Annotated in this window: 12 protein-coding genes; 2 read left to right on the top strand and 10 right to left on the bottom strand. The window is 60.5% G+C overall.

All coding sequences use genetic code 11. The features are described 5' to 3' along the window. Window positions 1-16: 16 nt before the first annotated feature. From AC50YL_RS02625 to yidD, 5 genes are all read right to left on the bottom strand, one after another. Complete coding sequence (locus tag AC50YL_RS02625; RefSeq protein ID WP_494829079.1) at window positions 17-823, bottom strand: metal ABC transporter permease; 807 nt, start codon at window positions 821-823, stop codon at window positions 17-19. A 3-nt stretch (window positions 824-826) separates the two neighbouring features. Continuing rightward, window positions 827-1,627 (bottom strand): metal ABC transporter ATP-binding protein, encoded by an 801-nt coding sequence (locus AC50YL_RS02630; protein WP_494829080.1) that lies wholly within the window; start codon window positions 1,625-1,627, stop codon window positions 827-829. 33 nt (window positions 1,628-1,660) lie between these two features. After that, window positions 1,661-2,599: a metal ABC transporter solute-binding protein, Zn/Mn family gene (locus AC50YL_RS02635; RefSeq protein WP_494829082.1), complete on the bottom strand. Its 939-nt coding sequence runs from the start codon at window positions 2,597-2,599 to the stop codon at window positions 1,661-1,663. Window positions 2,600-2,740: 141 nt separating this feature from the next. After that, entirely contained in the window at window positions 2,741-4,753 is a 2,013-nt protein-coding gene (gene metG, locus AC50YL_RS02640) for a methionine--tRNA ligase (protein ID WP_494829083.1), read from the bottom strand. Window positions 4,754-5,157: 404 nt separating this feature from the next. Continuing rightward, window positions 5,158-5,433 carry a membrane protein insertion efficiency factor YidD gene (yidD, locus tag AC50YL_RS02645; protein ID WP_494829084.1) on the bottom strand — a complete coding sequence of 92 codons (276 nt, stop codon included), beginning with the start codon at window positions 5,431-5,433 and terminating at the stop codon, window positions 5,158-5,160. 293 nt (window positions 5,434-5,726) lie between these two features. On the opposite strand from yidD, the gene AC50YL_RS02650 reads away from it, so the two are divergent. Both AC50YL_RS02650 and AC50YL_RS02655 read left to right on the top strand, forming a co-directional pair. Then, entirely contained in the window at window positions 5,727-6,713 is a 987-nt protein-coding gene (locus tag AC50YL_RS02650) for a Gfo/Idh/MocA family protein (RefSeq protein WP_494829086.1), read from the top strand. 43 nt (window positions 6,714-6,756) lie between these two features. Beyond that, the gene (locus tag AC50YL_RS02655; RefSeq protein ID WP_494829088.1) at window positions 6,757-7,734 is read left to right on the top strand and encodes a helix-turn-helix domain-containing protein; all 978 of its coding nucleotides are present in this window, start codon (window positions 6,757-6,759) and stop codon (window positions 7,732-7,734) included. Window positions 7,735-7,877: 143 nt separating this feature from the next. Here AC50YL_RS02655 and AC50YL_RS02660 read toward each other — a convergent pair whose 3' ends face one another. The 5 genes from AC50YL_RS02660 to AC50YL_RS02680 all read right to left on the bottom strand — a co-directional run bounded on the left by AC50YL_RS02660 (window position 7,878) and on the right by AC50YL_RS02680 (window position 12,654). After that, window positions 7,878-8,885: a PHP domain-containing protein gene (locus AC50YL_RS02660; RefSeq protein WP_494829090.1), complete on the bottom strand. Its 1,008-nt coding sequence runs from the start codon at window positions 8,883-8,885 to the stop codon at window positions 7,878-7,880. Beyond that, window positions 8,882-9,730: an alkaline phosphatase family protein gene (locus AC50YL_RS02665; protein WP_494829092.1), complete on the bottom strand. Its 849-nt coding sequence runs from the start codon at window positions 9,728-9,730 to the stop codon at window positions 8,882-8,884. Before AC50YL_RS02665 ends, AC50YL_RS02660 begins: the two co-directional genes overlap by 4 nt. 3 nt (window positions 9,731-9,733) lie before the next feature. After that, entirely contained in the window at window positions 9,734-10,543 is an 810-nt protein-coding gene (locus tag AC50YL_RS02670; protein ID WP_494829094.1) for a DeoR/GlpR family DNA-binding transcription regulator, read from the bottom strand. A gap of 125 nt (window positions 10,544-10,668) precedes the next feature. Further along, window positions 10,669-11,724, bottom strand: coding sequence for an ABC transporter ATP-binding protein (locus AC50YL_RS02675; RefSeq protein ID WP_494829096.1), 1,056 nt, complete (start codon window positions 11,722-11,724; stop codon window positions 10,669-10,671). Beyond that, on the bottom strand, window positions 11,725-12,654 hold the full coding sequence (locus AC50YL_RS02680) for an ABC transporter permease (protein ID WP_494829098.1): 930 nt from the start codon (window positions 12,652-12,654) through the stop codon (window positions 11,725-11,727). Between the last annotated feature and the right edge of the window lie 5 nt (window positions 12,655-12,659).

Below are 12,659 nucleotides of genomic sequence, written 5' to 3' on the forward strand. Positions count from 1 at the left end.
AATGATTCCTCCGCTTCTAGCCTGCGCTGAACTTTCTTCTGAAGGAGAGCAGCACCAGCAAAATGACGATCAGCAGCATGACGACCGTGCCGCCCGGAGCCAAATTCCATAGACCGGCCGTCATTAACCCGGCGACGACCGCCAATTCGGCCACCACGACGACCGTCACGATGGACTGACGGAAGCTCCTGGCGATGACGAGACTGCATGCGGCCGGAATCGTGAGCAGCGCCGATACGAGCAGCGCCCCGACGATCTTGATGGAGACGCTGATGACGAGCGCCGTAAGAATGCTGATCATGAAATTGAAATACCGCGTCGGCAGCCCGCTGACCGCCGCCGCATCCTCGTCGAACGTGAGCAGGAACAACTCCTTGGCATGCAGTCCGATCGCCAGGAGCACGACGACCGTCACGATGCCGATCAGCAGCAGATCGATCGTATCGAGCGTGTAGATGCTGCCGAACAAATAACCGGTCACGCTGACATTGAAGCCCTTCCCGAGCGAGAATAGCAGCGATGCCAGCGCCACGCCGCCGGACATGATAATCGCGATCGACAGCTCCGCGTACGTTTTGTATGCCTTGCGCAGCTTCTCGATGGCGAACGTCGCGGCGATCGCGAACACGAGCCCGACCGCTACGGGGTATACCCCGATGAGAAATCCCAGCGCTACGCCCGCAATCGATACATGCGACAGCGTATCGCCGATCATCGACAGTCGCCGCAGCACGAGAAACAGCCCCATAAGCGGCGCCGTGATGCCGATCAGAACGCCTCCGATCAGCGCCCTCTGAAAAAATTCAAGCGTTAATATATCCAACAACTATACGCCTACTTTCCCTCTCTCCATGGAATGACGCAGCTCGCGAAGGCTGTGCGTCAGGTTCGTTTCCACACAATCCTCGAGATCGTGGGAATGCTTCACGTAAAATTTGATCTTGCCGCTCTGCTGCTTCGGCTCGTGCCCCAGATAGGAACGAATCATCTCCATGTCATGCGACACCATCAGGAACGTAATGTTATGGTGCTGATGCATGTGCTTGATCAGATGAAAGAAGCCCTCCTGCGTTTCCGCGTCGATGCCCACGGTCGGCTCGTCCAGAATGAGCAGCGCCGGGTTATTGATGAGCGCCCGCGCCAAAAACGCGCGCTGCTGCTGGCCGCCCGACAGCTGACCGATGCGCTTGCCGGCCAAATCCTCGATTTTCATGGCATGCAGCGCTTCCTCGCATTTGACCGCATCGGCCTTCGTCACCCGCTTGAACAGCTTGCCGCGGTTGTATAAACCAGACAGCACGACCTCCCGCACCGTTGCCGGAAACAACGGATTGAACGAATTCTTTTGCGGCACGTAGCCGATCCGATCCCAGTCGCGGAACTCGCCGATCGGTTTGCCGAAGAGCTTGATGGAGCCGCCCGTCGGCTTGAGCAGTCCGACGATCATGCGCATCAGCGTCGTCTTGCCCGCGCCGTTCGAGCCGATCACGCCGACGAAGTCGCGTTCCTGCACGGCAAAGCAGACATCGTCGATGACCGCCCGCTGCTCGTAAGCGAACGAAACGTTATCCAGCTCGATGATCGGCTCGTGGCAATCCAACCGCGACGGCCCTTCTTGTATCCACATACAGCTTCACTCCCGATTCCGTACACGCTATATCTATTGTAAGGCCTGCACTAGATTTTGCAAATTCGCTTCCATCAGCGAGAAGTAATCTTCTCCCTTGGACGCCTGCTTCGGCGTCAGGCCTTCCAACGGATTCAGCACCATCGTCTCGACATGCGCTTCATGGGCGAGCGTCTTGGCAATCTCGTCGGAGACCAGCTCTTCGAAAAAGATATATTTGATGCCGTTCGCCTTCACGAATTTGGATATCCGCAGCAAATCCTGCGCTTTCGGCTCCGCATCCGGCGACAACCCCATTATCGCCACTTGTTTCAGCCCGTAATCACGCGCCAGATACGCGAACGCTTGATGGGACGCGACGATGTCCTTATGCTTGAGGGGCGACAGCGTCTCCGTATACTTCTTGTCGAGCGCCTTGAGTCTCTGCTCCAGCAACGCGTAATTCGCTTCGTACCCGGCCTTGTTCGCCGGATCCGTTGCCTCGAAATTCCGCAGCACCGTATCCGCCATGACCAGCATCGACTTGGGGCTGACCCACGTATGCGGATCGACATGGCCCGCATCCGTGCTGCCGCCGTCCGGATTCCCGGACAGCTTCGCGATGCCCTGGCACGCTTCCACCGTGACCAGCTTGGAATCGCCGGGCAATCCTTCGAGAAAATCGTCGACCCAGCCTTCCAAGCCAGCGCCGTTATATAGAAACAGCTGCGCGTTCGAGGCCGTGTCCAGATCCCGGCTCTTCGGGCTCCAGTCATGCGGCTCGACGCCCGCCGGAATCATGTTGATGACGTTGGCTTCCGGGCCGCCGATCTGCTGGGCAAGGAAGTAGAGCGGATAGAAGCTCGTGACCACGTTCAGCTTGCCTTCCACGAGCTTGCCTTGGCCGGAAGAGCCGCAGCCCGCGGCGAATGCCGCCAATACTACGAGCAAAGCCGCCGCGGCAGCTTTGCGAAACCTGAATTTTCCTGACATTGCAGCACCTCGGTCTATCTATCTTCGTTCATAGCTAGGATCATAATCGTAAACATTACTATGACGATTATATAGACGGGCATGCGCCCTGTCAATAAACAAACCGCCGGAGCGTCGGGCTCCGGCGGTCATGATTCACGCTTATTTCACAATTGCGCCGTTCGGCATATCGTCCGGCACGGTGGCCAGCGTCAGCTGATCGCCGTGCGAAGCGGCAAGGATCATCCCCTGCGACATCTCCCCGCGCAGCTTTACCGGCTTCAAGTTCACCACGCAGATGACTTTGCGCCCGACGAGCTCCTCCGGCTTATAAAACTTGGCGATGCCCGAGACGACCTGGCGCTGTTCAAAGCCGAGATCCAGCTGCAGCTTCAGCAGCTTGTCGGCTTTCGGGATCGGTTCGGCGGCGAGCACCTGCGCCACGCGAAGTTCGACTTTGACGAATTCGTCGATGCCGATTTCTTCTTTGGCTTCCGGTGACGGGGCTGTCTCGGCCTGCGCGGCAGCGGTTGCGTCCGCCGCGGCAGCCGGAGCATCCTGCGCAGCTTCCGGCTCGGAAGGCGCCGCTCCGCCGTTCATGGATACGGCGATGAACGCCGTTTCTTCCGCGACGTCAAGACGCGGGAAGATCGGATCGCCCTTCGCGACGCGCGTGCCCCCGGGCAGGCTGCCGAAGCGCTTCGTGCTGTCCCAGACGGTAAGCTCGCCTTCGGCGATGCCCAGCTGCGCGCGAATCTTGAGCGGCGCGTTCGTCAGGAACGGTTGAAGCAGGATCGAGATGATGCGCAGCGATTCCGCCAGATGGTGCATGACGGAAGCGAGCTCGCCGCGCTTTTCTTCGCTCTTGGCCAGCGTCCACGGCTGCGTTTCGTCGATGTATTTGTTCGTCCGGCTGACGAGCTGCCAGATGGCGGTCAGCGCGACCGAGAACTCCATCCGTTCCATCGCCGCCTCCACCTGCTCCGCCGTGCCTTGGGCCAGCGCCGAGAGCTTCTCGTCGAACGCCGTGACCGGTCCTTCGTAAGCAGGCACTTCGCCGGCGAAATACTTGTCGATCATCGCGACCGTCCGGTTGAGCAAGTTGCCCAGGTCGTTGGCGAGGTCGAAATTGATTCGTTCCACGAAGTTTTCCGGCGTGAACGTGCCGTCCGCGCCGAACGGCACTTCGCGCAGCAAATAATAACGGAGCGCGTCGAGGCCGTATCGGTCGATCAACGTCACGGGGTCCACGACATTGCCTTTGGATTTGGACATTTTGCCGTCCTTCATCAACAGCCAGCCGTGGGCGAATACTTTCTTCGGCAGCGGCACGTCCAGCGCCATCAGCATGATCGGCCAATAAATCGTATGGAACCGGACGATTTCCTTGCCTACGAGATGGACGTCCGCCGGCCAGAACTTGTCGAACCGTCCGCTCTCGTCCGTACCGTAGCCAAGCGCCGTGATATAGTTGGACAGCGCGTCGATCCAGACGTACACGACATGCTTCGGATCGCCCTTGACCTTGACGCCCCAGTCGAAGGTCGTGCGGGATACCGCCAGATCTTCCAACCCAGGCTTGATAAAGTTGTTGATCATCTCGTTCTTGCGGGATTCCGGCTGGATGAAATCCGGGTTTTCTTCATAGAATTGCAGCAGCCGGTCGGCGTATTTGCTCATCCGGAAGAAATAGCTCTCTTCCTTGACCAGCTCCACGGGACGTCCGCAGTCCGGACAGTTGCCGCCCTCGAGCTGGCGTTCCAGGAAGAACGACTCGCACGGCGTGCAGTACCAGCCTTCGTAATGGCCTTTATAAATATCGCCCTGCTCCAGCAGCCGGTCGAAGATCCGCTCGACGACGACCTTGTGCCGCTCTTCCGTCGTCCGGATGAAATCGTCGTTGGAGATGTCGAGCTTCTTCCATAGATCCTTGATCAGCACGACGATATCGTCGACGAATTGCTGCGGCGTCTTGCCCTTCTCGGCGGCTTTGCGTTCGATCTTCTGTCCGTGCTCGTCCGTGCCCGTCAGGTACCAGACGTCGTAACCGCGAAGGCGCTTGTAGCGCGCCATGGCATCGCCCGCCACGGTCGTGTAGGCATGTCCGATGTGCAGCTTGTCGCTGGGATAATAAATCGGTGTCGTGATGTAAAAGGTTGGTTTCGTTTCGCTCATCGGTAACACTCCCTCTTGCCTGCCGGAGCAAGCATGCATCGTTTTCGAAAAACAAAAAAAGCCCCCGTCCGCCATGGGACGAAAGCTGTCGCTAACGTGGTACCACCCAAATTCCTCTCTTCCGTTCGGCGGCGTTCATGCGAGGTCGCGATAAAGGAAGAAAGCTTCATTCGGCTCACCCGTTATCGGATGAGCAGCAGACCGTTAACGAGGTCAGTCGCCGCAGCCTTGCCGCAGCCAGTCGCGCGCTGCTGCTCGAAAGCGGTTCTCCCGGACCATTTTCCTTAAGGCTGCACCCTGCCGGTTTCCAGCTGCCCCGGCTCTCTGGTAAGGTCGTCGCATAAGTACTTATCCGTTCATCGAAAAATGGTATGCGTTTATTGGAAGGAATGCTCTTGTTGAAACTATACCGAATCCCCCGAGGGGCTGTCAAGCGGGGCGGAAGTTCTGCGCGCGAGCTCCTCGCGGGTAGGCGGCACGTAATCGATGCCGCCGGGATGAAACGGGTGGCATCGGCAGATGCGCTTGGCCGCGAGCCAGCTGCCGCGCAAGGGCCCGTGCTTGTCGATCGCCTCCAGCGCGTAGGCGGAGCAGCTCGGATAGAACCGGCACGTCGGCGGCTTGATCGGCGATATGAAACGGCGGTAAACGTGAATCGGCGCTTTGATGAGGGTCCTCATGGCGGCTGCTCCTTTCGGCGGCGTAACGGCGCATTGGCCGCGCTGGCGCGCGAGGCTTGTCTGCTTCTATCATGACGCAATTCGGCGTCTGCGTCAATTTGCGGCCGGCTTATGAATTGACGACAGGCGATTTGTCGCAATTTTGTAGTTTTATTGTCATGGAAACATATTATAGCGCGATTTTATTTGTGTTACCGTATACATGTGTCGCATAATTAGAGCATATAAAACTCTAATCGCGCGCCAAATCCAAGGCAAACCGGCCTTGACCCACTATTAGGAGGAATAAATCAATGATTCGCATCGCAATGCTCAGCTACTGGCATGTTCACGCTTGGGATTACACGAAAGACGTGCAAAACAATCCGAATTCCGAGGTCGTCGCCGTCTGGGACGAAATTCCGGCCCGCGGCCAGGAAGCCGCCGCCAAGCTCGGCGTGCCTTTCATTGCCGATCTGGATGAGTTGCTCGCCCGCACTGACATCGATGCGGTCGTTGTCGATACGCCGACGAACATTCACCGCGACGTCATGGTGAAGGCCGCACGCGCCGGCAAGCATATATTCACGGAGAAAGTCATCGCTCCGACGACGCAAGAAGTGAACGAAATCATCGCGGCCGTCCGCGAAGCCGGCGTAAAGCTGACGGTTTCCCTGCCGCGCCTTAACGACCGCTATACGCTGGCTGCCCAAGAAGTGCTGAGCCAAGGACTGCTTGGCGAGCTGACGCAGGCTCGCGTTCGCCTCTCCCACAACGGCGCGATCGCCAACTGGCTGCCGGAGCATTTCTACAACCTCGAGCAATGCGGCGGCGGCGCCTTGATCGACCTTGGCTGCCACCCGATGTACCTGACCCGCCTCTTCCTCGGCCTGCCTGCCAGCGTGAACGCAACGTTCGGCTACGTGACCGGCAAGGAAGTCGAAGACAACGCGGTCGCGACGCTTCGCTACGAGAACGGCGCGATCGGTATCGTCGAAGCTGGCTTCGTCAACGCGCACTCCCCGTTCAGCGTGGAAATCCACGGCACGGAAGGCTCGCTGCTGTACGGCACGCCGGATGAAGTCGTCCGCGTGCGCAGCAACAAACTGGATGCGCAGGAATGGGTCACGATCGAACAGCCGGAGAAACGGATTTCCGCCTTCGATCAATGGGTCGGCCATGTGCTGAACGGCACGGAAGCAACGGAAAACGTCGGCCTTGCCATCGATCTGACGAAGCTGATGGAAGCCGCGACGATCTCGAACGCGGAGAAACGCGCGGTCTCCCTGTCCGAGCTGTAAAACTAAGGTCCGTTTCACGAAACGGGGAGAGGAGGAGTACAACATGGCCAAGCCGTTTGCTTATTCATTGATGGCCGAACGCAACGACGCGATCGACCGACTCGATATCCAATTCCGCTGGGGAGGCTACGGGTTTCGCGTGCTGCGCTGCCACTTGACCTCCTTTTCTCCCGGCAAGATCGTCCGTTTCCACAAGCACTCGGAATACGAGTTTCACTTCATTCCGCGCGGCAAAGGAACCGTCGTGCTGGAGGAAAGCGTCTATCCGCTCCACGAGGGTCTCTTCTACCTGACCGGACCGAACGTGATCCATCAGCAGGAAGCCGATTCGCGCGAAGCGATGGACGAGCTCTGCCTGCATATCGACATCGTGCCGATCAAGGAAACGGACCAGGAAGGGAACTGGGGCGATCCGTGGGAACGGCACGAAGCGGAAGCCTGCATCCGGGCGCTGGATACGCTGCCGATGAAGCCGCATGTCGATCAGTACAACGCGATGGCCTGGTTCCTGACCGCCTATCGCGCTTGGAACGAAGGACAGCCCGGCGCGTTCTCGACGATCAAGCAGGCGATCATTCAAATCCTGCTGCGTTCGGCGCGGATGTCCGCCATTCCGAACGTGACGTTCGAGCCGCCCTCGCGCAATATCAACGAGCACCGGTTCCGGATCGCCACGCAGTTCATTCACGACAACTACGCCCAGCCGCTGACGCTGCAGGAGGTCGCCGAACGGATCCCGATCAGCGCCAGGCAGCTGCAGCGGGTGTTCCGCGAGCAGGGCGAGGATTCGTTCACGGCTTACCTGGAGAACTACCGGCTCTCCCAGATCTGTTCCGCCATCGTCGAAGGCAGCCGCCCGATCGAGCAGATCGCGCTGGAGCACGGCTTCGCGAGCAGCAATTATTTGTACTACGTCTTCAAGAAGCGGTTCAACATGACGCCGAAGCAGTTCCGCAAGCAGCATGCGGGAGCGGACGCCGAGGCGGCTCCCTTCGTTGCCGCCGCTCAAAGCCGGCGCTAGCGAGCGGCGCTCGAAGACGAATCGTTCGCAAACGCGAAAAGCACCTTCTCGATCCGCAGCAGTCGCGGCCCGTGAAAGGTGCTTTTCTATTTGTGCGCCGGAGAGCGATTTCGGCAATCCGCTGCAGCCCGACGCGGAGGCTGCTACAAACCGCATGTATAGCGCCTGCGGTCCTTGAACCATACGGCCTCCGTATAGCCGATCCGCTTGGCCAGCTCGACCGCCTCGTCGATCATCGTGCCGAGATCGTCGGGAAAATGCGCGTCCGAGGAAAACGTAACCGGTACGCCGCATGCGTGCATCGCGGCGAGCAGCGCCGGACTCGGGCACATCTCCTTCACCGGGTACCGGTAAGCGAGGCCCGTGTTCACTTCCGTCGCGACGCCCGCTTCCGCGAACGCGCGCGCCGTCTCTCGGTACAGCTCCGCCAAACGCTCTTCATCCGGCCGGTAGCCGAACACTTTGAGGTTATCGGGATGCGCGATCATATCGAACAGCCCGCTGCGGGCCGCACGCTGAACGAGCGCGAAATGCCGCGCGTACAACGACTCCAGGTCCTCGCCTGCGAACCGGTCCGCCGTCTCCGGATTGTCGAAGCCCCAGCCGTCGATGAAATGGACGGAACCGATCACGTAATCCAAGTCCAGCGTGCCGAGCAGCGCGGCCAGCTCCGCCTCCCCGCCGGCGAAATAATCGGCCTCGACGCCGACCGACAGCGCTCCGTCGCGGCCCGCGGCGTCTCTGGCCGCTTCGATGAACGCGGCCGCCGACGTCACGCATACCCGGTCCAGCCATTCCCCCTGGAGGATGCCGAGCGGCGTATCGTCGACGCGGATATGCTTCAGATAATACGGCTTGAACTCCTCGAACCGGTATAAATGATCGACCAGTCCGAAGCGTTCGATCCCCTTCCGCCTTCCCTCGGCCATATACCGTCCGATCCAATCGGGGCTGAACGGCCCCTGTTCGATCCGCCGACCCAACGTTTCGCTGACGCCGCCGACCCACGACAGGGAATGGACCGCGGAAGATTCCGCCTCCGCTCCCCGCCCGTCCCCGGGCGCCGTTGCCGCGAGCGCTCTCGCCGTCCGCTCCAGCCAGCGAAGCGAATACGGTCCTTCTTCCAGGTGAAAATGAAAATCGACCTTCATTCCCCGGTCCCGCCTTCGCGCGCAAGCTGCAGCGAGCAGCCCGGCAGCGCCGCGGGTCTCATCGCGGGCGGGGCGGGGATGCCGAGCAGGCCGCACACGAGCGGGGCCACCGCCAGCTGAGGGATAGGCGCTTCGTAGACGCCGGGCGTGAATTCCGGCCCGATGGCGTAGAACGGAACATCCCGTTCGCCCCGGCCGGTGCCGCCATGCTGGCCGAATTCGTTCATCCCGTGGTCGGCCGTAACGATGACGCGGTAACCTTGTTCCAGCCACGCGGGAAGCACGCCGGCGAGAATCGCGTCCGCCGTGCCGGCCGCTTGCCGGTACTGGGCCGAATCCGAGCCGTGCTTATGCCCGATATCGTCGATGTTCATCGGATGGATGTAGAGAAAATCCGGCGAATAGGCCTGGCGGAGAAACTCCGCGTCGGCGAACAGATGCGAATCCGGATACGTGTCGTCGAAATAAAACAGCCCGTTTTGGATCGGCGACGTCCCGTCCAACTGAATCCGGTCGGTCAACGGATTGAAAGGCGCGCGGTTGTACAACTCGCTTACCCAATGGTAAGCTGCTGCCGCGGTCGTGAGCCCCTGCTCGACCGCAAGATGAAAGACGCTTCGCTGATTCGACAGCCTCACCGTGTGATTTGCCGTTATGCCGTTCTCGGCGGGCGGCGTTCCGGTGAGCAGCACCTCGTACAGCGGCCGCGACAGGCTCGGCAGCTCCGAGCTGACGCGGTAGCAGGCGGCGCGCTCCTTCTCGACCAGATGCTCCATATAACCCATGACGGCGCGCGCCGTATCGTAGCGCAAGCCGTCCAGCACGACCATGATCGCTTTCCGCATGCGTTATTCCTCCTTCTTGTTATCGGACATGGCCTTGATCCACTGCACGCCGGAGCGGTCCACGGCATGCTTCCATTCGTCCGGGCAATCGACGTCGCAGATGATCGCCTCGACCCCGTCGAACGGCAATATGCGCGCGAACGTCGTCATGCCGAGCTTCGAACGGTCGGCCAGCACGACGACCCGCTGCGCGCAGCGGGCGAACAGCTGCGACATCGAGGCTTCGTTCGCGTCGTAATCGGTGATGCCGTCGACGAGCGATACGCCGCCGACCGACAGGAACGCCAGATCCACCCGGAACTGCTCCATCATCCGCTCGCACAACGGTCCGCTGATCGATTGCTGCTCCGGATTGAGCTCGCCGCCGAGCAGGGTCACCTTGCCGCGAAACCGGCCGTGATTCAGCGAATCCGACAAGACCGCGGCGACGGCGACGGAGTTCGTAATGACTTTCAGCTGCTGCTTGTCCTGGATGGCCTTCGCCAATTCCATGGCCGTCGTGCCGACGTCGATCACGATCGTGCTGCCGTCCTCGATCCAGTCCGCGGCGGCCCGGCCGATGGCCCGCTTCTCCTCCGCGCGCTGGCTCTGCCGCAGCGCATACGGCGGCTCCAAGGGACTGTAGGCGGCATGCTTGACGGCTCCGCCGTATACCCGCCGCAGCTGGCCTTCCCGCTCTAACGCGTCAAGATCGCGGCGGATCGTCTCCGAAGACACCATGAACCGGTTGGCGAGCGGAAGCACGTTCACTTTGCCTTCGCTCTCGAGGAGCTGCAGAATGCATTCTTTACGCTGTTCGGACGAAACTGACAATTGCGCGTCACCTCTGCTATGTTCGCTTGCGATATTCGTTTGCACTTAGTTCGCTTGCTGGTTTGTTGTTTCGACCCGGTCTCGCATTCCTGCGCCGCGAAGGCCTACAGCCCGTTGTTCCGCCTCTACCCTTGAAGCGGGACGCACGCGTCGCGGTCGACTTCGAGCCGCACCCGGGCGCCCGCCGCATAGCGGCTGCTCGCCGGCGCGTTCAATTCATCCGTCGTAATGCTCAGATTCCCGACTTGCACCGTATAGCGCAGCAGGGCTCCGAGCGACGTGCAGTCCGACACGGTGCCGTCCATCGAATAAGCGTCCGCCGGAATGTCCCCGCTTCCGCCGTCCGCGGCGGATATCCGCACGGCTTCCGGCCGGATCGCGTACGCTTCCGGTTCGAAGCCGACTGCCGCCGCAGCCCCGGCCTGGCCGATAACGGCCATTTCCTCGGCGCTCAGCACGTTATAATTGCCGATAAACCGCGCGACGAAAGCCGTTTTGGGTCTGGCGTAAATCTCCTCCGGCGTTCCCGTCTGCTCGATCCGTCCCTGATTCATGATGCAGATCCGGTCGGACATCGTCAGCGCCTCTTCCTGGTCGTGCGTGACGAACAGCGTCGTCATGCCCAGCTCCTGCTGGATGCGGCGGATCTCCACCCGAAGCATCTTGCGGATCTTCGCATCGAGCGCGCTCAGCGGCTCGTCCATCATCATCAGCTTCGGCTGGACGGCGAGCGACCGCGCGAGCGCCACCCGCTGCTGCTGGCCGCCGGACAGCCGGTGCGGATATTGGCCGCTTTTCTCGGACATGTCGATGATCTCCAGCATCCGTTTGACCGTTCGCTCGATTTCGGCGCGTGCCATGCCTTTCATTTTCAAGCCGAAAGCCACGTTATCGTAAACCGTCATGTTCGGGAACAGCGCATAGGATTGAAACACCATCCCGACGTTGCGCTTCTTCGGCGCCATGTTCGTCAGGTCGACCCCGTCCAGCCGGACGCGGCCCTCGTCGATCTCCGTCAACCCGGCCACGCAGCGCAGCAACGTGCTCTTCCCGCAGCCGCTCGGACCCAGCAAGGTAACGAATTCGCCCTTCTCCACGCCAAGCGACAACGCATCCAGCACCGGCGCTCCGCCGGCATTTCCGAAATATTTCGATACCCGTTCGAATTCAACATAGCTCATCTACGATTCCTGACCTCCTTGCAGCGTGATTCCCGGCGCGGCGGCGCTTCCCGGGCTCGATCCTCTGCCCTTCTTGTTCCCCGCCGCCGCCGGCTTGTCGTCGTCCGCGGGACTCGGCGCGTTCAGCACGCGCTTGCCCAATTTGAGCATGACGCCCGAGATGATGGCCACCAGCACGAAATACGTAATCGATACCGCGCTCGACAGATGCCCGCTCTCTCCTTGGCGGCGGTACAAATAAATCTGGATCGTCTCGTATTGACCGCCGACCAACAGGTTCGCCAGCACGAATTCGCCGAACAGTACCGCGAACGACAGCAGCAGCGACACGGTCAAGCCCGGCATGACGTTCGGCAGCAGCACGTAACGGAACGCCTGCCAGCGTCCGGCGCCCAGCAGCATGGCCGCGTCCTGAAGCATGACGGCATTGACCGAGCGCAAGCTGTTGCGGATGCCTTGGTACATGAACGGCAGCACCACGATGAAATACGCGCCGCAAAGCAGCCAGATCGTACCCGAGATGGCGAGCGGTCCGGAGGAATAGAGCCGGATCAATCCGACGGCGGCGACGACGCCCGGCACCGCATAAGGGATCAGGGCCAGCATGTTCAACACCTTTTCCCACTTGGGGAACTCCAGTACGACGATGATGACCGTCGGCACCATGACGGCGGTGCTGACGGTCAGGCTGATCCCGCACACGACGATCGACCGGACGAACGCCTCCGTGAACCGGCTGTCGTGCAGCAGATCCTGGAACCACTTCAGCGTCCACGATTCGGGCAGGATCGTCGTCTGCCAATTGCCGGCCAGCGCGTACAATAGCGTCGCTACCAGCGGGAGGACCAGATAAATGATCAGGATCGCCCAGACGATGCGATGAAACCGGCCCGCGCTCCGCCGTCCCCGCGGTTTATTGCTTCTCAACATGAACG

This window comes from Paenibacillus sp. J22P277 (genome assembly GCF_059383675.1).